The sequence below is a fragment of the Pseudomonas guariconensis genome (assembly GCF_900102675.1).
GTDB classification, from domain to species: domain Bacteria; phylum Pseudomonadota; class Gammaproteobacteria; order Pseudomonadales; family Pseudomonadaceae; genus Aquipseudomonas; species Aquipseudomonas guariconensis.
In genome coordinates this window covers 71,808-94,468 of sequence record NZ_FMYX01000012.1, presented here as the reverse complement: position 1 = coordinate 94,468, position 22,661 = coordinate 71,808, and the positions used below count along the sequence as shown (strand labels likewise).

At 63.6% G+C, this 22,661-nt stretch carries 20 protein-coding genes; 11 read left to right on the top strand and 9 right to left on the bottom strand.

Annotated elements, in window-relative coordinates:
* Positions 1-98 precede the first annotated feature (98 nt).
* The 4 genes from BLS27_RS19025 to BLS27_RS19010 form a co-directional block, all read right to left on the bottom strand.
* Entirely contained in the window at positions 99-1,055 is a 957-nt protein-coding gene (locus BLS27_RS19025; protein WP_090346283.1) for a FecR domain-containing protein, read from the bottom strand.
* Positions 1,052-1,570 carry an RNA polymerase sigma factor gene (locus BLS27_RS19020; RefSeq protein ID WP_090346280.1) on the bottom strand — a complete coding sequence of 173 codons (519 nt, stop codon included), beginning with the start codon at positions 1,568-1,570 and terminating at the stop codon, positions 1,052-1,054. Before BLS27_RS19020 ends, BLS27_RS19025 begins: the two co-directional genes overlap by 4 nt.
* A gap of 198 nt (positions 1,571-1,768) precedes the next feature.
* Positions 1,769-2,482 (bottom strand): 3'-5' exonuclease, encoded by a 714-nt coding sequence (locus BLS27_RS19015; protein WP_090346277.1) that lies wholly within the window; start codon positions 2,480-2,482, stop codon positions 1,769-1,771.
* Positions 2,479-4,416 (bottom strand): DUF294 nucleotidyltransferase-like domain-containing protein, encoded by a 1,938-nt coding sequence (locus tag BLS27_RS19010; RefSeq protein ID WP_043212641.1) that lies wholly within the window; start codon positions 4,414-4,416, stop codon positions 2,479-2,481. The genes BLS27_RS19015 and BLS27_RS19010 overlap by 4 nt, the downstream gene beginning before the upstream one ends.
* A 214-nt stretch (positions 4,417-4,630) precedes the next feature.
* Here BLS27_RS19010 and BLS27_RS19005 point away from each other — a divergent pair, with 214 nt between their 5' ends.
* Positions 4,631-5,080: a response regulator gene (locus BLS27_RS19005; RefSeq protein ID WP_232092056.1), complete on the top strand. Its 450-nt coding sequence runs from the start codon at positions 4,631-4,633 to the stop codon at positions 5,078-5,080.
* A 33-nt stretch (positions 5,081-5,113) separates the two neighbouring features.
* On the opposite strand, the gene BLS27_RS19000 is transcribed toward BLS27_RS19005, so the two are convergent.
* A complete protein-coding gene (locus BLS27_RS19000; protein WP_090346271.1) occupies positions 5,114-7,291 on the bottom strand; it encodes a malate synthase G in 2,178 nt (725 codons plus the stop codon).
* Between the two features lie 460 nt (positions 7,292-7,751).
* On the opposite strand from BLS27_RS19000, the gene BLS27_RS18995 reads away from it, so the two are divergent.
* A complete protein-coding gene (locus BLS27_RS18995) occupies positions 7,752-8,270 on the top strand; it encodes a glycine cleavage system transcriptional repressor (RefSeq protein ID WP_043212645.1) in 519 nt (172 codons plus the stop codon).
* A gap of 238 nt (positions 8,271-8,508) precedes the next feature.
* On the opposite strand, the gene rarD is transcribed toward BLS27_RS18995, so the two are convergent.
* The 4 genes from rarD to BLS27_RS18975 form a co-directional block, all read right to left on the bottom strand.
* Positions 8,509-9,396 carry an EamA family transporter RarD gene (gene rarD / locus BLS27_RS18990; protein WP_090346268.1) on the bottom strand — a complete coding sequence of 296 codons (888 nt, stop codon included), beginning with the start codon at positions 9,394-9,396 and terminating at the stop codon, positions 8,509-8,511.
* 63 nt (positions 9,397-9,459) lie between these two features.
* Entirely contained in the window at positions 9,460-10,434 is a 975-nt protein-coding gene (locus BLS27_RS18985) for a serine/threonine protein kinase (RefSeq protein ID WP_090346265.1), read from the bottom strand.
* A 72-nt stretch (positions 10,435-10,506) separates the two neighbouring features.
* Positions 10,507-11,271 (bottom strand): TOBE domain-containing protein, encoded by a 765-nt coding sequence (locus tag BLS27_RS18980; protein WP_043212653.1) that lies wholly within the window; start codon positions 11,269-11,271, stop codon positions 10,507-10,509.
* Positions 11,272-11,367: 96 nt separating this feature from the next.
* Complete coding sequence (locus BLS27_RS18975) at positions 11,368-12,105, bottom strand: ComF family protein (protein WP_090346262.1); 738 nt, start codon at positions 12,103-12,105, stop codon at positions 11,368-11,370.
* A gap of 89 nt (positions 12,106-12,194) precedes the next feature.
* Between BLS27_RS18975 and bioB the strand changes: the two genes are divergently transcribed.
* From bioB to BLS27_RS18930, 9 genes are all read left to right on the top strand, one after another.
* A complete protein-coding gene (gene bioB / locus BLS27_RS18970) occupies positions 12,195-13,253 on the top strand; it encodes a biotin synthase BioB (protein WP_043212657.1) in 1,059 nt (352 codons plus the stop codon).
* Between the two features lies 1 nt (position 13,254).
* Positions 13,255-14,427, top strand: coding sequence for an 8-amino-7-oxononanoate synthase (gene bioF, locus BLS27_RS18965; RefSeq protein WP_090346259.1), 1,173 nt, complete (start codon positions 13,255-13,257; stop codon positions 14,425-14,427).
* Positions 14,420-15,151 (top strand): alpha/beta fold hydrolase, encoded by a 732-nt coding sequence (locus BLS27_RS18960; RefSeq protein ID WP_090346257.1) that lies wholly within the window; start codon positions 14,420-14,422, stop codon positions 15,149-15,151. The genes bioF and BLS27_RS18960 overlap by 8 nt, the downstream gene beginning before the upstream one ends.
* Positions 15,144-15,968 carry a malonyl-ACP O-methyltransferase BioC gene (gene bioC, locus BLS27_RS18955; protein WP_090346254.1) on the top strand — a complete coding sequence of 275 codons (825 nt, stop codon included), beginning with the start codon at positions 15,144-15,146 and terminating at the stop codon, positions 15,966-15,968. Before BLS27_RS18960 ends, bioC begins: the two co-directional genes overlap by 8 nt.
* A 1-nt stretch (position 15,969) precedes the next feature.
* On the top strand, positions 15,970-16,650 hold the full coding sequence (gene bioD, locus BLS27_RS18950; RefSeq protein WP_090346251.1) for a dethiobiotin synthase: 681 nt from the start codon (positions 15,970-15,972) through the stop codon (positions 16,648-16,650).
* A gap of 117 nt (positions 16,651-16,767) precedes the next feature.
* Entirely contained in the window at positions 16,768-17,064 is a 297-nt protein-coding gene (locus BLS27_RS18945) for a hypothetical protein (protein WP_043215853.1), read from the top strand.
* A 315-nt stretch (positions 17,065-17,379) separates the two neighbouring features.
* Positions 17,380-19,185, top strand: coding sequence for a phenylacyl-CoA dehydrogenase (locus tag BLS27_RS18940; RefSeq protein WP_043215854.1), 1,806 nt, complete (start codon positions 17,380-17,382; stop codon positions 19,183-19,185).
* A 180-nt stretch (positions 19,186-19,365) separates the two neighbouring features.
* The gene (locus BLS27_RS18935; RefSeq protein ID WP_090346249.1) at positions 19,366-20,652 is read left to right on the top strand and encodes a GGDEF domain-containing protein; all 1,287 of its coding nucleotides are present in this window, start codon (positions 19,366-19,368) and stop codon (positions 20,650-20,652) included.
* 131 nt (positions 20,653-20,783) lie between these two features.
* The gene (locus tag BLS27_RS18930; RefSeq protein ID WP_090346247.1) at positions 20,784-22,562 is read left to right on the top strand and encodes an acyl-CoA dehydrogenase C-terminal domain-containing protein; all 1,779 of its coding nucleotides are present in this window, start codon (positions 20,784-20,786) and stop codon (positions 22,560-22,562) included.
* Positions 22,563-22,661: the final 99 nt, after the last annotated feature.

The following is a 22,661-nucleotide window of genomic DNA, read 5'->3' as shown; positions in this document are numbered from 1 at the left end:
AGAGGGTGATGGAAAAAATGCGCAAGGGGACTGGGGCTGTTTCGCAGCCCCTCGCAGGCTTGGCCAGTTCCCACGCAGGGAGACTGAGTGTCGTGAGTCTATTTGGCGGTGACGGTCACCCACCACGGCGTATGCAGCTCGATCTTCACCGGTAACGCCGGGGTGAGCGATGCCAGGGCCAGGTCGGTGTCGGTCAGCGGGAAGCTGCCGCTCACACGCAGATCGGCCACTTCGGCGGCAACCCCCAGGTGGCCGTTGCGGTAGTGGGCGAGCGTGGCGACCAGATCGGCCAGGCGTACGTTGTCCACGACCAGCATGCCGCGGGTCCAGGCATCGGCACCGACCGCGATGGGGTCGACCTGGCCAAGACCGTCGGCGGTCATCAGTACCTGCTGGCCTTCGCGCAGGACCTGCTCATCGCTGCTGTTCAGTGGCCTGGCCGCTACCTGGGACTTGAGCACCTCCAGGCGGGTGCCGTCGCCTTCGCGCTTGACCAGAAATCGCGTTCCCAGCGGTCGCAGGCGGCCATCATCGGTACGCACCAGCAACGGACGGGCATCCCTATGGCCGGTTTCGACGGAAATCTCGCCTTGGTGCAGGACGATGACCCGCTGCGTGCCGGTAAAGTCGATGTCTACCGCAGTGCTGGTATTGAGGCTCAGCACGGTGCCGTCTTCGAGGCGCAGGGTGCGCAGCTCGCCGGTGCCGGTGCGCTGGTCGGCCAGCCAGTAGCCCGGCGACAACGAAGGTGCACCAACACCGATCAGCAGTGCGCCTACCAGCAGCAAACCAGCCAGGCCGCCACCGAACCTGCCCAGCCGCTGGCGCAAACTTGCTCGCGATTGCACCAGGGCTTTGCGTGCCGGGCCTGCCGCGGCACTGACGCGCTGATCGAGCATGCCCAGTTGCTGCCAGGCACGGGCATGTTCCTCACTGGCGGCATGCCAGCGCATGAACTCGATGCGTTCATCTGCGGTGCCGTCGCCGCCATCGAGGCTCAGTTTCCAGGCAATGGCGGCGTCCAGCACTTTGGCCGATACGGGCTTGGTGTTCACGTCGGCTCTCCATAGAGCGCCACGTAGCACTGGCGCATGCCTTGGGCGATGTACTGGCGCACCCGTGAGACCGACACGCCCAAGCGCTCGGCGATTTCGGCATGGCCCATGCCATCGAGGCGATTGTGCAGGAAGGCCGCCCGCGCCTTGCTCGACAGCTTGCCCAGGAGCCGGTCGATGGCCTTGAGGTCTTCGAGGATCAGGTGCTGGATTTCTGGGGAAGGCTGCTCGGCCTCGGGCCGGCTGGCCAGCTCGGTCAGGTAGGCCTGCTCCAGAGCCGCACGGCGGAAGTGGTCGAACAGCAGGCCCTTGGCCACGGCGACCAGAAAGGCACGGGGCTCGCGCGGAACGTCGAGGTGCTCGCGACCGAGCAGGCGCACGAAGGTGTCCTGGCTCAGGTCTTCGGCACGCTGGCGGCAGGCTGTGCTGCGTTGCAGCCAGGCCAGCAGCCAGGTGCGATGGTCGCGGTACAGCGTACCGACCAGCTGGGCATGTGGGCTCTGCGCAGACGACAAGAAGCGTCCCCCGAAAAGAATGCGTTAACTAACGATAATTATTCGCGATTGTGGCAGAGCGGAGGTGCCCGGTGCAATTGACGCTGATCGGATTGTGAAGGCGGGTTTGCCTCCACACAGGAGGTCAGGCTCCCCTGGGGCCTGCGAGCCAAGGGAGCGGGTCCATCCGCGCACGAGCAGACGCGAGCGATGTAGGGGCTACAAGCTGTATTGCTGGGTCTTGCGCCGGCGCCACTGCTGCAGACGCAGGTTCAGCTGCAGGGGGCTGTCGAGCTGCTGGCGGCGGGCCTGGCTGAGCAGGATGAGGGCCAGTTCGGCTGTGACCAGGGCATCGGCGCTGGCGTGATGGCGTTCTTCTGCCTGCAGGCCGAAGCGGGCGATCCAATCGTCCAGGCTGGCTTCGCGCAGCACGGTATCGGGGTTGAGCATCGGGGCCATGTCGGCCACATCGAAGAAGTGATGCTGCAGACGATAGCCGAGGCTGTCCTTCAGGGCGCGAGCCAGCATGCGCTGGTCGAAGGGGGCGTGAAACGCCAGCACGGGACTGTCGCCAATGAATTCCAGCAAGTCGAGCAGTGCAGTGGCCGGGTCGCAGCCAGCGGCCAGGGCGCTGGGGCCCAGGCCATGAATCAGGACGCTGGGGTTGGTCTTCTGCGCCGGGCGGTGCAGGGTGCGCTCGAACTGTTGGCGGAAATCGATGGCGCCATCCTCGATGGCGACCGCGCCGATCGACAGCACTTGGTCACGGTTGACGTTCAGCCCGCTGGTCTCCAGGTCCAGCACCACCCAGCGCTGCTCGCGCAACGACAGCACGCCCAGTGTCGGCGTGGTCTTGGGCAGACGCGCAATGCGCTGGCACAAGTCGGCGTCCAGCGACGGCTGGGTCGGTCGCAGCCAGGCGAACAGGCTCATAACTGGTACCGCAGGGCCAGGCTGCTTTGCAGGCGCTGAGCCTGGCGCAGGGACTCACGCAGGATGCGTCGGTCCAAGTGATTAAGGCTGTCCGGGTCGAGCCGGTTGGAGTAGGGCAGGTTGTCGCGGCTTTGGCGCTGGTGCTGCTGCATGCGGGTCTGCTGGATGAAGTGGTAGGCCTCCTCGTAGGCGGCGCCATCCAGTGGCTCGATGATGCCCCGGGCTACCAGGTGGCGCAGACGTTCCAGGGTATTGCAGGCCTTGATGCCATTGGCCAGCGCCAGCAGGCGTGCGCCATCGACGAAGGGGGTCAGTCCCTGGACCTTGAGGTCGAGGGTCGCGGCCTTGTCGTTGCCCTGACGGGTCAGCACGAACTCGCGCAGGCGGCCTACCGGCGGGCGTTGGCGCAGGGCGTTGTCGGCCATCATGCGCTGGAAGATACGGTTGTCAGCGACCTGCTCGAGAATACCGCGGCGCAGTTGTTCGCAGCCCTGTTCGTCGCCCCAGACCACCCGCAGGTCGAAATAGATGCTCGAACCCAGCAGGTTTTCGGGGCTGGCCTCACGGATGAAACCGGCGAAGCGGCGCGCCCATTCGCTGCGCGACAGGCACAACTCGGGATTGCCGGCCATGACATTGCCTTTGCACAGGGTGAAGCCGCACTGGGCCAGGCACTGATTGATGTACTGGGCAAGTGGCAGCAGTCGGGCGCGAATCGCCTCGGCCTCGGCGGCGTCATTGGCTTCGAAGAGAATGCCGTTGTCCTGGTCGGTGTGCAGGGTCTGCTCGCGGCGGCCTTCGCTGCCAAAGCACAGCCAGCTGAACGGCACGCCCGGATCGCCGCGCTCGGCCAGGGCCAGCTCGATTACCCGGCACACGGTATGGTCGTTGAGCAGGGTAATGATCTGGGTGATCTGCGTCGAAGAGGCGCCGTGGGCAAGCATGCGTTCGACCAGTTGGCCGATCTCGCCGCGCAGCGATACCAGGTTCTCCAGGCGTGGGGCGTGGCGAATGGTGCGGGCCAGGTGCACCAGGTCGACCCGTTGCAAGGAGAACAGGTCCCGCTCGGACACTACGCCGCACAAGCGTTGGTTATCCACCAGGCAGACGTGGGCGATATGCCGTTCGGTCATGGCCATGGCGGCGTCGAAGGCGCTGGCCTGGGGGCTGAGGTAGAACGGCTGGGCGGTCATGTAGCGCTCGATCGGCGCGGTCAGTTCGGCGCTGGCGTCGGCCACTACCTGGCGCAGGTCGCGCAGGGTGAAGATGCCAAGGGGGAAGCGCTGTGGATCGACGATGACGATGCTGCCGACCTGCTGTTCGTGCATCAGCCCCACGGCTTCGCGCAAAGGGGTGTCCGGTGTGCACACCACCGGGTGACGCATGGCCAGCTCGCCTAGCGGCGTATTGAGGGAATACTGGGTCCCCAGGGTTTCCACGGCGCGCTGGCGTACTTGCTGGTTGACCTGGTCGAGCAGGCTGCTGACGCCACGCAAGGCGAAATCGCGAAATGGCTCGGACAACGAGAACACGCGGATGAACGCGCTCTTGTCCAGTTGCAGGCAGAAGGTGTCCTCACCGGCCAGGTGCTCGGTGCGCGTGGCCCGCTCGCCCAGCAGCGCTGCCAGGGGAAAGCACTCGCCACTGGCGATCTCGAAGGTGGTTTCCATGCCCGGCTTGGTGACGTGCTGGCGCTCGCCGACCACTCGGCCTTGCTTGACGATGTAGAAGTGTTCGACCGGGCCGTCGGCCGGTTTGATGATGCTCTCGCCGCTGGCGTAGAAGCGCAGCTGGCATTGCTCCACCAGGTAAGCCAGGTGGCTGGGCTCCATCTGATTGAACGGCGGGAAGCGCTGCAGGAACTGCAGGGTACCCTGGATGTTCTGCAGCACTGCCGTTCTGCCGGCCTGGCTGTAGGCGTCCTTCTTGCTCATGGAACTGACCGCATTTAGGGGGCACTAGGCGCAGGCCCTGTTGTTCTAAGGCTCCATGGTCGGCCGCTGGCCTTGCGGTGCCCATTGGACGTAAGTCTATAAGGCACGGCACGCCCTGCCTGGCAGGCGCCTGGGTGTCAAATAGACGACGAAAGGTGCCTTGCATAGCGTTGTTTTGCGGTCTGAACTCTTAGAACGGGATTTTTTTGACGAGATGAACATGGCCGAGCATGACGACATCCTCAGTGACGACGAGCGCGAGGCATTGGCCACGCTGACCGCTCCGGCTGCGCCGGCGCAACGGGTGCTGGTCGTGGACGATGATGACGCGAACCGTGAAGCGTTGTGTCTTTACCTCAAGTCCAAGGGAATCGACTGCATCACTGCTGACGGTGCCCAGGCGGCGCTGAGCCTGCTCAAGCGCAGGGCCAACATCGGCCTGATGATCACCGACCTGCGCATGGAGCCCAAGGACGGGCTGGAACTGATTCGGCAGGTGCGTGAATCGCAGTGTGCGGCGCTTTCGATCATCGTGGTGTCGGGCGACACCGATGTGAAGGAGGCGGTGGACGTGATGCACCTTGGGGTGGTGGATTTCCTGCTCAAGCCAGTGGACCTGGACAGGTTGCTGGAGCTGGTGAGAAAGGAACTGGGCATCGAATAAAGCATTGGGGCCGCAGAGCGGCCCCAAAAGGTTTTACAGCCCGTTGCGTGCCTTGAACTCGCGGCGACGACGGTGCAGCACCGGCTCGGTGTAGCCGTTCGGCTGCTTGGCGCCTTCGATGACCAGCTCGATAGCGGCCTGGAACGCGATGTTGTCATCGAAGTTCGGTGCCATCGGGCGGTACAGGGCGTCGCCGGCGTTCTGCTTGTCGACCACCGCCGCCATGCGCTTGAGGCTTTCCAGAATCTGCTCCTGGCTGACGATGCCATGGCGCAGCCAGTTGGCCAGCAGCTGGGCGGAGATACGCAGGGTGGCGCGGTCTTCCATCAGACCGACATCGTTGATGTCCGGCACCTTGGAGCAGCCTACGCCCTGGTCGATCCAGCGGACCACGTAACCCAGGATGCCCTGGGCATTGTTGTCCAGCTCGTTGCGGATTTCTTCTTCCGACCAGTTGGTGTCGGTCGCCAGCGGAATGGTCAGGATGTCGTCCACCGAAGCCGGTGTGCGCTTGGCCAGCTCGCGCTGACGCTCCTGCACGTTGACCTTGTGGTAGTGCAGGGCGTGCAGGGTGGCGGCGGTCGGCGACGGTACCCAGGCGGTGTTGGCGCCGGCCAGTGGGTGAGCGATCTTCTGCTCAAGCATGGCGGCCATCAGGTCCGGCATGGCCCACATGCCCTTGCCGATCTGGGCGCGACCTTGCAAACCGGTGGCCAAGCCGATGTCGACGTTGTTGTTTTCGTAGGCGCCGATCCACTTCTCGTTCTTCATGGCGCCTTTGCGCACCACGGCACCGGCTTCCATGGAGGTGTGGATTTCATCACCGGTACGGTCGAGGAAGCCGGTGTTGATGAATACCACGCGCTCGGCGGCAGCCTTGATGCAGGATTTGAGGTTGACCGTGGTACGGCGCTCCTCGTCCATGATGCCGACTTTGACGGTGTTGCGCTTCATGCCCAGCAGGTCTTCGACGCGGCTGAAGATCTCGGCGGCGAAGGCCACTTCCTCCGGACCGTGCATCTTCGGCTTGACGATGTAGACGCTGCCGGTGCGGGTGTTCTTGCGGGTGGTATTGCCCTTGAGGTTGTGCAGGGCGATCAGGTTGGTGAACAGACCGTCCTGGATACCTTCGGGAATCTCGTTGCCTTGGGCGTCGAGGATCGCAGGGTTGGTCATCAAGTGACCGACGTTGCGCACGAACAGCAGCGAACGACCGTGCAGGGTGACGGTGCCACCGGCGGCTGCGGTGTACTCACGGTCAGGGTTCATGGTGCGGGTGAAGGTCTTGCCGCCTTTGGTCACGCTTTCGGACAGGTCGCCTTTCATCAGGCCCAGCCAGTTGCGATAGACCACGACCTTGTCGTCGGCATCGACCGCGGCGACGGAGTCTTCGCAGTCCATGATGGTGGTCAGAGCCGACTCCATCAGGATGTCCTTCACGCCGGCTGCGTCGGTGCTGCCGACCGGGGTGCTGGCATCGAACTGGATTTCGAAGTGCAGGCCGTTGTGCTTGAGCAAGATGGCGGTCGGGGCGCTGGCATCACCACGGAAACCGATCAGCTGAGCGTCGTCGCGTAGGCCGCTGTTGCTGCCGCCCTTGAGGGCGACGATCAGCTTGCCACCGTCGATGCGATAGCCGGTGGAGTCGACGTGGGAGCCGGCCGCCAGGGGCGCGGCTTCGTCGAGGAAGGCGCGACCGAAGGCAATGACCTTGTTGCCGCGGACCGGGTTGTAGCCTTGGCCTTTCTCGGCACCGCCTTCGTCGCTGATGGCGTCGGTGCCATAGAGTGCGTCGTACAACGAACCCCAACGAGCGTTGGCGGCGTTGAGGGCGAAGCGGGCATTCATTACCGGCACGACCAGCTGTGGGCCGGCCATGTGGGCGATTTCTTCGTCCACGTTCTCGGTGGTGGCCTGGAAATCGTCGGCTTGTGGCAGCAGGTAGCCGATTTCCTGGAGGAAGCTCTTGTAGGCCACGGCGTCATGGGCCTGGCCTTTGCGTGCCTGGTGCCAGGCATCGATCTTGGCTTGCAGTTCGTCGCGCTTGGCGAGCAGGGCTTTGTTCTTTGGAGCGAGGTCATTGATGATCTTTTCCGCACCGGCCCAGAACTGCTCGGCGACGATGCCGGTCCCTGGAATGGCTTCGTCGTTGACGAAGTCGTACAGGACCTTGGCGACCTGAAGGCCACCGACTTGAACGTATCCAGTCATTGCTTGCCTCACTCTGCTCAGCTATTTCGCTCTTCTGTATTAAGCCTGTAGCGCTTCTCTAAACACGGCACCAGTACTTGCCCTCGTCTGAGCGCGGCTGGGTGCGGCTCGCCAGACGGGCTGGCGGGCGGGTTGCGTATTTTCACAGGCGCCTTGGCAGACATCCAAACGACGTTTTGTAGTCCGCACCGAGGCATACTACATGAGGCAGTAGGCTGGTGAACATCAGACTAAAAGCGTCGTTGTGCGACCAATCGGTCGCGTATGGTCACGCTGGGAGAGGATATGTTCGCAAAAAACAGGTGGATTGTTCCAGATAAATCTTGAAACAGTACACGATTCGTTGTGCGAACCGCCCTGCGGCAGGTTGCCGCGCCTTGCCTATACTGAGGCGATGCCCCCGTATTTCGCCGCGCGCAGCGGTGTCCTAGACCTAACAGCAGAGCTCAGGAGCGGCCCCGTGGACCATCTCGTACTGACAGTGATCGCCCCCGATAAAGCCGGGCAGGTCGAGCGTATCGCTCAATGCATCGCCGAGCATAACGGTAACTGGCTGGAGAGTCGTATGTCGCGGATGGCCGGGCAGTTTGCCGGGATCTTGCGTGTGGCGGTGCCGGCCGAGTCCTATGACGACTTGGTGGAGGCCCTGCAAAAGCTTTCCAGCCACGACATTCGCGTGCTGATCGCCGAGAGCGGTATCGAGCCTTCCTGCACCTGGAAACCGATCGCCATGGAGCTGGTGGGCAACGACCGGCCCGGGATCGTGCGCGATATCACCCGGTTGCTGGCCGAGCAGGGCGTGAATCTGGAGCGCTTCACGACCGAGGTGCGCCCGGCGCCGATGAGCAGCGAGCCGCTGTTTTGTGCCGATGCATTGTTGGCGCTGCCGCTGACGTTATCCCTGGATGACCTGCAACGGCGGCTGGAGAGCCTGGCGGATGATCTGATGGTCGAGCTGAAGTTGCGGCCCGAAGAGTGAATGCTGGCGGGTAATCCCGTGGAAGGGTTATCCCAGATTCGTGGGGGCGGCGCTGTGGATAACCTGGGGGTGCACCGCTGTAGCCCAGGCTTGTCAGGGCTTCCGGCGCTTTGAGCAAAAAATGTCCAGATTTCAGTGCGTTGTGCACAAAGCGCGGGGACGAGGGTGTGGATAACCTTTGGAGACATCGCTGCAGGCCACGTCGTACGTGGCTTGCAGCGGGTTGTTCGTTTTTTGATCAGGCGCGTTTGCGCAGGCTCAGCCAGGCATCCACGCTGTAAAGGGCCAGGCCTGCCCAGATGAAGACGAACGCCAGCAGGGTGCTGGACGACAGGTGTTCACCGAACAGCAGTACCGCCTGCAGCAGAACCAGAGTCGGCGCCAGGTACTGCAGGAAGCCCAGGGTGGTGTAGGGCAGGTGACGCGCGGCGGCGTTGAAGCACACCAGCGGAACCAGGGTGACCGGCCCGGCTGCCATCAGCCAGAGGGCTTCGCTGCTGGTGTAGAAGCTGGCATGGGCGCTGGTCGCCTCTGGATTGAGGAGCAGCCAACCGGCGGCCAGGGGGACCAGCATCCAGGTTTCCACCACCAGGCCAGGCAGGGCTGCGACCGGTGCCTGTTTGCGGATCAGGCCATAGAAGCCGAACGACAACGCCAGCACCAGCGACACCCACGGCAGGCTGCCGACTTGCCACACCTGCTGGGCCACACCCACCGCCGCCAGGCCCACCGCCAGCCATTGCAGGCGACGCAGGCGCTCGCCGAGCAACAACATGCCCAGCAGGACGTTCACCAAGGGGTTGATGTAGTAACCCAGGCTGGCTTCGAGCATGCGTCCGTTGTTCACCGACCACACATAGGTCAGCCAGTTGCCGGCGATCAACGCCCCGCTCAGGGCCAGGATGCCCAGGCGGCGCGGGTTTTCACGCAGTTCGCGCCACCAGCCCGGGTGCTTCCAGACCAGCAGCAGGAGCGAGCCGAACAGCGCCGACCAGAGTACGCGGTGGACGATGATTTCCACCGCCGGGACGCTCTGGATGGCTTTGAAGTACAGGGGGAACAGGCCCCAGATGATGTAGGCGCTCAGGCCCAGGATGTACCCGCGGCGCGGGTTGGCGGCGTGCATGGAGAGTCCTTGCTTAGGTAACTAAATACTGCACGCCTATTGTAGACAGACCACCTGTCGCTTCTAAAACAATTTCAGCGGTTCTTCATCCAGCGCTGCGATCTGTTCGCGCAGGGCGAGGATCTGATCGCCCCAGTAACGCGGCTGGCCGAACCAGGGGAAGCTCGGCGGGAATGCCGGGTCGTCCCAGCGCCGGGCCAGCCAGGCGCTGTAGTGCAGCTGGCGCAGGGCACGCAGCGGTTCGATCAAGGCCAGTTGGCGCGGGTCGAAGTCGTGGAATTCGTTGTAGCCGTCGATCAGCTCCGCCAACTGGCCCATGCGCTCCTCGCGGCTGCCGGCGAGCATCATCCACAGGTCTTGGACCGCAGGCCCCATGCGGCAGTCATCCAGGTCGACGATATGGAAGGCCTCATCGCGGAACATCAGGTTGCCTGGGTGGCAGTCGCCGTGCAGGCGAATCATTTCATGCGGGGTGCGGGCGTAGAGGCGTTCGACCCGTTGCAGCACGTCCCTGGCAACGGATTCGAAAGCCGGTCGCAGTTCTTTGGGTACGAAGTTACCTTCGAGCAAGGTGTTCAGCGAGGCATGACCGAAGTTATCCACCGCCAGCGTTTCGCGGTGCTCGAAGGGGCGGGCAGCGCCGACCGCGTGCAGGCGTCCGAGCAGTTGGCCCAGGCGGTAGAGCTGATCGAGGTTGCCCGGCTCCGGTGCGTGGCCGCCTCGGCGAGGAAACAGCGTGAAACGAAAGCCCTGGTGTTCGAACAGGCTGCGGCCTTCGTGCAGCAGGGGAGCTACCACCGGTACGTCGCATTCGGCCAGCTCGGCGCTGAAGCGGTGTTCCTCGAGGATCGCATCGTCCGTCCAGCGTCCGGGGCGGTAGAACTTGGCGATCAGCGGTTGCGCGCCTTCGATGCCCACTTGGTAGACCCGGTTCTCGTAGCTGTTGAGGGCCAGCACCCGGGCATCGCTGAGAAAGCCCAGGCTTTCCACGGCGTCCAGGACCAGGTCGGGGGTGAGGGTGTCGAAGGGGTGGGACATGAAGGCTCCGGGCACGGCGGCAGGATAAGGTGCCATGGTAGCGCAGGTTGACCAGAGGCTGCCCTGGCCCTGTTACACCGGAACCCCCAGCAATACATAAGAGGGATGAAACTGCACACGCACTTGGCTACCGGCATCCAGCTCATGCTGTGTAAGCCAGTGCTCATCGGCAAAGGCGCACAGGGTCTGCCCGTTACCCAGCACCAGCCGCACTTCGCTGGGCCCGTCTTCATCGGTCAGTACCTGTTCGACGGTGGCCATAAGGCAATTGCTGCCCGCTTCGACGTGATCGCCCTCGAGGAGCAACTGCACCCAGCCGGCCTTGAGCAGCGCGACCACGGTGGTATCGAGCGTCAGCTCCAGACGCTCGGTGCTGCCTCGGGTGATCAGCGCCTCGATCTGTAACCCGCCGCCAAGATCGAGGCTGACCCGGTCGTGCCGCCCTTCGCGGCGCAACCCGCTGATGCGTCCTTGCAGCTGGTTGCGGGCACTGGTGCGCAGCATCAGGCGGCCGAGCAGATCGAGGTCACTGCTTTCTTCGGCGGCGTCCAGCAACTGGGCCTGCAGGGTTTGCAAACGTTGATACAGGCGCAACACCCGCTCGCCTTCGGCCGACAGACGCGCACCGCCACCCCCACGTCCGCCCGTGCTGCGCTCCACCAAGGGTTGGGTGGCCAGGTTGTTGAGCTCATCGATGGCGTCCCAGGCAGCTTTGTAGCTGATGCCGGCCGCCTTGGCAGCGCGGGTGATCGAACCTTGTTCGGCAACATGTTGCAGCAAGGCGATGCGCTGAGGACGACGGGCGATGTGCTGGGTGAGCAGGGCAGGTAGTGACATGACGGAGGTCGGTCTCGGTGAAGATGCTGTGACGGTGCCGGTGGCCTGTTGGCAAGTCAAGACAAGGTGCCCTCCCTGCGATGGTGCCAGTACCACTCACTCCTGCCCTGGTTTGGGCGTGCGCGCCAGGCAATACACGTCGACCCGCCGGGCACCGGCTTTGCGCAGCAGTGTGGCGATGGCCTGGGCGGTGGCGCCAGTGGTCAATACGTCATCGATGATGGCCAGGTGAAGGCCATCGAGCCGGGCATCGGGTGCGAGCCCGAACGCCTGGCGCAGGTTGCGCTGCCGGGCCTTGGCGCCGAGGGTCTGTTGGGCAGGGGTGTCGCGGGGCCGGCGCAGCAATTGCTCGTTGCACGGGATGTTCACTTGCGCGGATAACCACCGTGCCAGCAAGGCAGCCTGGTTGAACCCTCGTCGGCGCAGTCGACGAGCAGCCAGGGGTACGGGTAACAACTGGTCAGGTTTTGCCAGCCCCTCGGCGAAGCGATGCGACAGCGCCTGGCCCAGCAAACGGGCCATCAATCGGCCAAGCGGCCACTGGCTGTGATGCTTGAAACGGCTCACCAGCGTGTCGATGGGAAATCCGAAGTACCAGGGCGCCACGACGTGGTCGAAGGCCGGCCTATAGCGGCTGCAATGGCCGCAGGTCAAACCGGCCATCGGCAGGGGTAGGGCGCATCGGATGCAGTGATCGTCCAGCCAGGGCAGTGCGTGCTCGCATTCGGTGCACAGGGGATAGGCCTGGTCGGCGGGCTCGTCACAGAGCAAACAGTGCTGGCTAATATTTATACACTTGTAAACCAAGTGTTTTGCGAGTGGTTGACAGTGCATGGGCCTTCCATGAGTATGCGAGCTATCCGTGATGCGCTGGCGGACTTTCCTGTCCCGGCGCCAGCAAGAGCCTAAACAAGGAAACACCGATGAGCGCCAGCACAACTGCAACAACACGTCACGACTGGTCCCTGGCCGAGGTCAAGGCCCTGTTCCAGCAGCCGTTCAACGACCTGCTGTTCCAGGCGCAGACCGTGCATCGCGCGCACTTCGACCCAAACCGCGTGCAGGTTTCCACGCTGCTGTCGATCAAGACCGGCGCCTGCCCGGAAGATTGCAAATATTGTCCGCAGTCCGGCCACTACAACACCGGCCTGGAAAAACAGAAGCTGATGGAAGTGCAGAAGGTGTTGGAAGAAGCCGCTCGGGCCAAGGCCATCGGCTCCACCCGCTTCTGCATGGGCGCTGCCTGGAAGCACCCGTCGGCCAAGGACATGCCCTACGTCCTGGAGATGGTCAAAGGCGTCAAGGCCATGGGGCTGGAAACCTGCATGACCCTCGGCAAGCTCGATCAAGAGCAGACCAAAGCCCTGGCAGACGCCGGCCTGGACTACTACAACCACAACCTGGATACCTCGCCGGAGTTCTACGGCAGCATCATTACCACCCGCACCTATGCCGAGCGTCTGCAGACCTTGGCCTATGTGCGCGATGCGGGGATGAAGATCTGCTCCGGTGGCATCCTTGGCATGGGCGAGTCGCTCGATGACCGCGCCGGCCTGCTGATCCAGCTGGCCAACCTGCCGGAGCATCCGGAGTCGGTACCGATCAACATGCTGGTCAAGGTCGCTGGTACACCGCTGGCCGAAGAGGAAGACGTCGACCCGTTCGATTTCATCCGCATGCTCGCGGTAGCGCGCATCCTCATGCCCAAGTCCCACGTGCGTCTCTCCGCTGGCCGCGAGCAGATGAACGAACAGATGCAGGCCCTGGCCTTCATGGCTGGCGCCAACTCGATCTTCTATGGCGAGAAGCTGTTGACCACCGCCAACCCGCAAGCTGACAAGGACATGCAACTGTTCGCCCGTCTCGGTATCCAGCCCGAAGCGCGCGAAGAGCACGCCGATGAGGTGCACCAGGCGGCCATCGAGCAGGCACTGGTCGAACAACGCAGCAACGAGCTGTTCTACGACGCAGCACAGGCCTGACATGGCGTTCGACCTGGCGGCGCGCCTGGCCGAACGGCGCGCCGCGGATCTGTACCGGCAGCGGCCATTGCTCGAAAGCCCCCAAGGGCCGGAGGTGGTGGTCGATGGCCAGCCGCTCTTGGCCTTTTGCAGCAACGATTACCTAGGGCTGGCCAACCACCCGGAAGTGATCGCCGCCTGGCGTGCAGGCGCCGAGCGCTGGGGAGTGGGGGGAGGTGCCTCGCATCTGGTGGTCGGTCACAGCACGCCTCATCACCAGGTGGAAGAAGCCCTGGCCGAACTGACCGGGCGCCCACGCGCGCTGCTGTTTTCCACCGGCTACATGGCCAACCTCGGCGCCATCACCGCCTTGGTGGGGCAAGGCGACACGGTGCTGCAGGATCGTCTCAATCATGCCTCGCTGCTCGATGGCGGACTGCTCAGCGGTGCGCGTTTCAGCCGTTACCTGCACAACGACCCCGTGAGCCTGGCCAACCGCCTGGAGAAGGCGACCGGCAATACGCTTGTGGTCACCGATGGCGTGTTCAGCATGGACGGCGACCTGGCCGACCTGCCTGCGCTGGCCAAGACCGCCCGCACTCATGACGCCTGGCTGATGGTCGATGACGCCCATGGACTGGGCACGCTCGGTGCCCAGGGTGGCGGCATCGTCGAGCATTTCGGCCTGGGCGTTGAGGATGTTCCGGTGTTGATTGGTACCCTGGGCAAGGCGTGCGGCACCGCTGGTGCTTTCGTGGCCGGCAGCGAGGAGTTGATCGAGGCGTTGGTGCAGTTCGCCCGTCCCTATATCTACACCACCAGCCAGCCGCCAGCGCTGGCCTGCGCCACGCTCAAGAGCCTCGAGCTGCTGCGCCGCGAGACCTGGCGCCGCGAGCACCTGGCGGCATTGATCCGCCAGTTCCGCGCGGGCACCGAGCAGATCGGGCTGGCGCTGATGGACAGCCCGACCGCGATCCAGCCGATCCTGATCGGCGACAGCGCACGCGCCCTGCAGTTGTCCCGGATGCTGCGCGAGCGGGGCTTGCTGGTGACTGCGATCCGCCCACCGACCGTCCCCGCCGGCAGTGCACGCCTGCGCGTGACCCTGAGCGCGGCCCACAGCGAGGCGCAGGTCCAGCTATTGTTGAATGCATTGGCCGAGTGTTACCCACTGCTGGAGTCCGCCGATGCGTAACCGACTGATCCTCTTGCCCGGCTGGGGCCTGGGCACTGCTGCACTTGAACCGCTGGCTGCAAGTCTCAGGGCCCAGGATTCACGTCTGCAGGTCGAGCTGATGCCGCTGCCGGAGCTCGCCGATGCCGATGTCCAAGCCTGGATCGATTACCTGGACCGCAAGCTGCCCACCGACAGTTGGCTGGGCGGCTGGTCGTTCGGGGGCATGCTCGCCAGTGCCCTGGCGCACACACGTGGCGATCACTGCTGTGGTCTGGTGACGCTCGGCAGCAACCCGAGCTTCGTCCAGCGCGCTGATTGGCCCCATGGCATGGCAGTGGACACCTTCGGTACGTTCCTCGACGGCTGTCGCAGCCATCCGCAGGTGACCCTCAAGCGTTTTCGCAGCTTGTGCAGCGATGGCGCGCAAATGCCGCGCACGCTACTGCGCCAGTTGGGTGTCGGCGTGCCGGACACCGATCCGCTCTACCTGGCCACAGGGCTGGAAGTGCTGGCCAAGCTGGACACCCGCAATGCCCTGGAGCAGTACGGCGGGCCGCAATTGCATCTGTTTGCCGGCAGCGATGCGCTGGTGCCGGCGGAGGCAGCCAAGGCCTTGAGCGAGTTGTTGCCGGATGTGGAAGTCGGCCTGGTCGAAGACAGTTCCCACGCCTTCCTGCTGGAGTATCCACAGGAGCTGGCGGCGGGTATCAAGAGTTTCCTGCATGAGAGTGGTGATGACTGACCTTTCCCGTCCGACCCCGCCCGGCACTCTGCCGGACAAGCGCCAGGTGGCGGCCTCGTTCTCCCGCGCTGCAGCCAGCTACGACAGCGTGGCGGCCCTGCAACGGGCGGTGGGCCTGGCGCTGCTCGGCCAGCTCCCTGCTGACCTGCAGCCTGAGCGCTGGCTTGACCTGGGCAGCGGCACGGGGCATTTCAGCCGCGCCCTGGCCGAGCGCTTCAGCGCTGCGACGGGTGTGGCAGTGGACATCGCCGAAGGCATGTTGCGCCATGCCCGTGAACAGGGCGGGGCGCATCATCATGTGGCGGGCGATGCCGAGCGGCTGCCGTTGCGCGATGACAGTGTCGACCTGGTGTTCTCTAGCTTGGCGGTGCAATGGTGCGACCAGTTCGGCAGCGTGCTGTGCGAAGCCCGCCGTGTGCTGCGGCCGGGCGGGGTGCTGGCATTCAGCAGCCTGTGCGTCGGCACCCTCGATGAGCTGCGTGCCAGTTGGCAGGCGGTGGACGGCCTGGTCCACGTCAATCGTTTCCGACGCTTGGAGGACTATCAGCGGCTGTGTGGCCAGAGTGGCCTGCAGGTGCTTGGCCTGGAGCGTCGCCCGCATGTCCTGCATTACCCAGACGTGCGCAGCCTGACCCACGAGCTCAAGGCCCTGGGGGCGCACAATCTCAACCCTGGACGGCCTTCGGGCCTGACCGGGCGGGCGCGGATGCAGGGCCTGTTGCAGGCCTATGAACGCTTCCGCCAGCCCGAGGGCCTGCCGGCCACCTACCAGGTGGTCTATGGCGTACTGCGCAAACCCTTGGCAGACGAGGCGTGACATGAGCCAGGCCTATTTCATCGCGGGCACCGACACCGATGTCGGCAAGACCACCATCGCGGCCGGGCTGCTGCATGCGGCGCGGTTGGAGGGCTTGAGCACCCTGGGCGCCAAACCGGTGGCATCCGGCTGCACGCCAGGCGCCAAGGGCCTGCGCAACGCCGACGCCCTGGCCTTGATCGCCGAAAGCTCGGTGAAGCTGCCCTACGAGCAGGTCAATCCATTCGCATTCGAGCCGGCCATCGCTCCGCATGTGGCGGCCCGTGAGGCAGGGGTCAGCCTGGACGTACCGGTGCTGCTGCAGGCCATGCAGCATGTACTGGCCCAAGGGGCCGACTTCACACTGGTGGAGGGGGCAGGGGGCTGGCGGGTGCCGTTGTCCGCCCATGCCCATCTGTCGGACCTGGCTATCGCCTTGAAGCTGCCGGTGATCCTGGTGGTGGGCGTGCGCCTGGGCTGCATCAACCACGCTTTGCTGAGCGCTGAAGCCATCGCCCGTGATGGGCTGCCACTGGCAGGATGGGTGGCCAATATCATCGACCCGCGGACGTCGCGTCTGGAAGAAAACCTCGCCAGCCTCGCCGAGCGATTGCCGGCGCCTTGCCTGGGACGGGTGCCGAAGCTCAAGCAGGCCACAGCCGAGGCAGTGGCGGAGCACCTGCACCTGGATCTTCTGGATTGACGCGCTCAACATTGTCTATTAAGTGGCACAAGGCTATTAGGTATTTAAACGGGCCTTTTACGCTTTCGGCTGCTTTAATAAGCCTGACCTCGCATCCTGCGTCTTTGGAGTCCTGACATGGAAATCACCGGTAGCACTGCCTATTACGCTGGCCTTGGCGCCATCCAGGCCGGGCAGAACCGAGTCGACCAAGCCGCCAGTCAAATCGCCAGCAGCACCGTCGAGCGTGCCGCCACCAGCCAGTCCAGCGACTATCAGGCCGAACGCCTGCGAGCGGTCGATCGCAGCCAGCAGATGGACCTGGCCACCAGCACCGTCGAGTTGGCGCTGGGCAAGCATGAAGTCGCATTGGGCGTGAAAGTCGCCAAAGCCTCGGACGAGATGCTTGGCCGGTTCATCGATACTTACGTCTGATCCAACCCCCATCCACCGCCTAGACTCCTTGTAGAGCGGCGGTTCTATCCGCTGATTTTCTGACCTCAACCAGACGGCTCCGTTGTCTGTGTCGTCCTATTCGCGGTTAAACCTGCGAACAGGCTGCGGCATCCAGGGTCGCTTCGGCGCTTATGGCGTTTATGTCGTGTTTCGCGGCGTAAATGGCACCATAGTCCATCCTTGACATTGGGCGGGGCTAAACGTAAGTTTCAAACAACTGTTTGACCGAAAGCCGCCAAGAGCTGGTTGGTACCTGCGGTCTCTCCACTGGACTCATCACAGAGGTTCATCGCTATGCCTGATTACAAAGCCCCCTTGCGTGATATTCGCTTCGTCCGTGACGAGCTGCTCGGCTACGAGGCGCATTATCAGAGCCTGCCGGGTTGCCAGGACGCCACGCCGGACATGGTCGACGCGATCCTCGAGGAAGGCGCGAAGTTCTGTGAGCAGGTGCTGGCGCCCCTGAACCGTGTCGGTGACCTGGAAGGCTGCACCTGGAGCGAGTCGGGCGTTAAGACCCCGACCGGTTTCAAGGAGGCCTACCAGCAGTTCGTCGAAGGCGGCTGGCCTAGCCTTGCGCATGACGTGGAACATGGCGGCCAAGGTCTGCCTGAGTCCCTGGGCCTTGCCATCAGCGAAATGGTCGGTGAGTCCAACTGGTCCTGGGGCATGTACCCAGGCCTGTCCCACGGCGCCATGAACACCCTGTCTGCCCACGGCACCGCCGAGCAGCAGCACACCTACCTGACCAAGCTGGTGACCGGTGAGTGGACCGGCACCATGTGCCTGACCGAGCCGCACTGCGGTACTGACCTGGGCATGCTGCGCACCAAGGCCGAGCCCCAGGCGGATGGTACCTACAAGGTGTCCGGCACCAAGATCTTCATTTCCGCTGGCGAGCACGACATGGCCGACAACATCGTCCATATCGTCCTGGCCCGCCTGCCCGATGCCCCGGCGGGCACCAAGGGCATCTCGCTGTTCATCGTGCCGAAGTTCCTGCCCAACGCCGAAGGCGGTGTTGGCGAGCGCAACGCCGTGAGCTGTGGCTCCATCGAGCACAAGATGGGTATTCACGGCAATGCCACCTGCGTGATGAACTTCGACGGCGCCACCGGCTTCCTGATCGGCCCTGCCAACAAGGGCCTGAACTGCATGTTCACCTTCATGAACACCGCCCGCCTGGGCACCGCGCTGCAGGGCTTGGCCCACGCCGAAGTGGCTTTCCAGGGTGGCCTTAAGTATGCCCGCGAGCGTCTGCAGATGCGTTCGCTGACCGGCCCGAAAGCGCCAGACAAAGCAGCCGACCCGATCATCGTCCACCCGGACGTGCGCCGAATGCTGCTGACCATGAAGGCCTTCGCCGAAGGCAACCGCGCCATGGTCTACTTCACCGCCAAACAAGTGGACATCGTCAAGTACAGCCAGGACGAGGAAGAGCGCAAGAAAGCCGACGCCCTGCTGGCCTTCATGACTCCGATCGCCAAGGCCTTCATGACCGAGGTTGGCTTCGAGGCTGCCAACCACGGTGTGCAGATCTACGGTGGCCATGGCTTCATCGCCGAGTGGGGCATGGAGCAGAACGTACGCGACAGCCGCATCTCCATGCTGTACGAGGGCACCACCGGTATCCAGGCCCTGGACCTGCTCGGTCGTAAGGTGCTGATGACCCAGGGCGAGGCGCTCAAAGGCTTCACCAAGATCGTGCACAAGTTCTGCCAGGCCCAGGAAGGCAACGAAGCCGTCAAGGAATTCGTCGAGCCGCTGGCCGCGCTGAACAAGGAGTGGGGCGAACTGACCATGAAGGTGGGCATGGCCGCGATGAAAGACCGCGAAGAAGTCGGTGCTGCCTCGGTGGACTACCTGATGTATTCCGGCTACGCCTGCCTGGCGTACTTCTGGGCCGACATCGCCCGCCTGGCTGCCGAGAAGCTGGCCGCCGGCACCAGCGAAGAGGCGTTCTACACTGCCAAGCTGCAAACCGCGCGCTTCTACTTCCAGCGTATCCTGCCGCGTACCCGTGCGCACGTGGCGGCCATGCTGTCCGGCGCGGGCAACCTGATGGCCATGAAGGAAGAAGACTTCGGTCTGTCCTGCTGAGCCAAGCGGTAACCAGGAAAAACCGCCTGCCTTCACCGGCAGGCGGTTTTTTTTTGCCTGGCGCTGCAAGCACACATCCAGCAATCGTTTAAACGTTCCGTGTATTCATCTATTCATGTGCGCTGCCGATGAACTAGAGGCACAATGCTATTATTGATCTGCCGGGTCGGAGATTGCCTTTTGTTTCGTTTATCCGCTGTACGCGCGAGCCATTTCCTGCCTTCGTTGTTCCTGTTGCTGTCGGGGCTGGCGGCAGCTTATGTGAGGGACCTCAGCGTCTTCTTCACCTCCCTGTTCAATGTACTGCCGACATTGGTGTTGTTGCTCGGCGGTGCCTATTGCGCCGTGTACCGTCGCCAGCGCGAGCTGTTCTTGATGGTCACGGTGTACATCGCCTACTTCCTGCTCGACACGCAGACCGATTTCTATCGCGACAACGGCCGGGTCCGAGAGGATGCGGCGGTCGTGTTCCATCTGGTCTGCCTGCTGTTGCCCCTCCTGTTCGGGCTGTTCGCGGCGTGGCAGGAGCGCACCCACCTGGCCCAAGACCTGCTCGCCCGCTTCGCCGTGCTGTTCGCCGTCGGCAGCGTGGCAGTGGCGTTGGAGCAGAGTTTTCCCCAGGCACTGCTGAGCTGGTTGGCGGAGATTCGCTGGCCATCGCTGCATGGTCAATGGATGAGCCTGATCCAGCTGGCCTATCCACTGTTCCTGGGGATGTTCGTACTCTTGGTGGTGCAGTACCTGCGCCAGCCACGGCCCTTGCATGCGGCGCAGATCATCGGTCTGATCGGCATCTTCTGGATGCTGCCCAAAACATTCATCCTGCCGTTCACCCTCAACATCATGTGCAGTCAGGTCATGCTGATGATCGCAGCGGCGGTGTCTCACGAGGCCTATCAAATGGCCTTTCGCGATGAGCTGACTGGCCTGCCGGGGCGCCGCGCTCTGAATGAGCGCATGCAGCGGCTGGGGCGCAACTACGTGATCGCCATGACCGATGTGGACCACTTCAAGAAATTCAACGACACCCATGGTCACGATGTCGGTGACCAGGTGTTGCGTCTGGTGGCCAGTCGCTTGGGGCGTGTGACCGGGGGTGGGCGCGCCTATCGCTACGGTGGCGAGGAGTTCGCGCTGGTCTTTGCCGGCAAGACGGTCGAGGAGTGCACGCCCCACCTGGAAGCGGTGCGGGAAATGATTGCCAACTATGCGATCCAGCTGCGTGACCAGAACAGCCGCCCACAGGACGATTCGACCGGACGTCAGCGCCGCGCGGGCGGCGCGGGCAGTACGGTTTCGGTGACCATCAGCATTGGGGTTGCGGAACGCCAGGTGGATCATCGTTCACCGGACGAGGTGCTCAAGTCAGCCGACGAGGCGCTCTACAGCGCCAAGGGAGCCGGTCGTAACTGCGTCATGGTTTTCGGGCAGCATTCCCGGCGCGGGGCGGTTCGCATGGCGTCGTGATCGTGGTGACTGAAGCTGACTTGTCAGTCGCATGATGACCCTATGTCTCGTAAAAGTTGTTCGGTTACACTGGCTCCAACCTAGTGTCGCGATCCTGAGGGATCGCCCCGACCTGATAGCGAGAGGTTGTCATGGCTGAGTACAAAGCGCCGCTGCGCGACATGCGTTTCGTTCTGAATGAAGTCTTCGAGGTGGCCAAGCTCTGGTCCCAACTGCCGGCCCTGGCCGAGGCGGTCGATCAGGATACCGCCATGGCTGTTCTGGAAGAGGCGGGCAAGGTCACCGGCAAGACCATCGCTGGGCTAAGCCGTAGCGGCGACGAAGAAGGCTGCCATTGGGACAACGGCACCGTGCGCACCCCGGCTGGCTTCATCGAGGCCTACAAGACCTACGCCGAAGGCGGCTGGGTGGGCGTGGGCGGTGACCCGCTGTTTGGCGGCATGGGCATGCCCAAAGCCATTTCGGCGCAGGTCGAAGAGATGGTCAACGCCTCCAGCCTTGCCTTTGGCCTATACCCGATGCTGACCGCAGGTGCCTGCCTGTCGATCAACGCCCACGCCAGCGAGGCACTGAAGGAAAAGTACCTGCCCAACATGTACGCCGGTGTCTGGGCCGGCTCCATGTGCCTGACCGAGCCCCATGCCGGTACCGACCTGGGAATCATCCGTACCAAAGCCGAGCCCCAGGCTGACGGCAGTTACAAGGTCAGCGGCACCAAGATCTTCATCACCGGCGGCGAACACGACCTGACTGAGAACATCGTCCATTTGGTGCTGGCCAAGCTGCCGGATGCGCCGGCGGGTCCCAAAGGCATCTCGCTGTTCCTGGTGCCTAAGTTCCTGGTCAACGAAGATGGCAGCCTGGGGGCACGAAACCCGGTCACCTGCGGCTCGATCGAGCACAAGATGGGCATTCAGGCCTCGGCCACCTGCGTGATGAACTTCGATGACGCCACCGGTTACTTGGTGGGCGAGCCGAACAAAGGCCTGGCGGCCATGTTCACCATGATGAACTACGAGCGCCTGGGTGTTGGCATCCAGGGCCTGGCGTCGGCCGAGCGCTCCTACCAGAACGCTGTCGAGTATGCCCGCGAGCGCTTGCAGAGCCGGGCACCGACCGGCCCGCAGGCCAAGGACAAGGCCGCCGATCCGATCATCGTCCACCCCGACGTGCGTCGCATGTTGCTGACCATGAAGGCGCTGATCGAAGGCGGGCGTGCCTTCTCCACCTATGTCGCCCTGCAACTGGACAGCGCCAAGTACAGCGAAGATGCCGCCACGCGCAAGCGCAGCGAAGAGTTGGTAGCGTTGCTGACCCCCGTGGCCAAGGCCTTCCTCACCGACCTGGGCCTTGAGTGCACCGTTCACGGCCAGCAGGTGTTCGGCGGTCACGGATACATCCGCGAATGGGGGCAGGAGCAACTGGTCCGCGATGTGCGCATCACCCAGATCTACGAAGGCACCAACGGCATCCAGGCCCTGGACCTGATGGGACGCAAGGTGATCGGCAGTGGCGGCGCGTTCTACCGCCTGTTCTCCGATGAGATCCGTCAGTTCATTGCCAGCGCCAGTGCCGAGCTGGATGAGTTCACCCAGCCACTGGCCACCGCGCTCGACGAGCTGGACGGGTTGACCGAATGGGTACTGGCGCAGGCCAAGGGCAACCCCAACGAGATCGGTGCGGCCTCGGTGGAGTACCTGCAAGCGTTCGGTTACGTGGCTTATGGCTATATGTGGGCTTTGATGGCGCGCGCTGCTCGGGCCGGCAAGGACGACGAGGCGTTCTATGGTGCCAAGCTTGGCACCGCGCGCTTCTACTTTGCCCGTTTGCTGCCGCGCGTGAATTCGCTGGTGGCATCGGTGAAAGCCGGTAGCGAGACGTTATACCTGCTCGACGCCGCACAGTTCTGATATCGCCCATGTAAGCCCGCTCCTACACGGTCACCACGGCCAGGTAGGAGTGGGCTTTTTTTCGAGTGCGAATCCACAGCATGTCGTCTTTTGAGACTT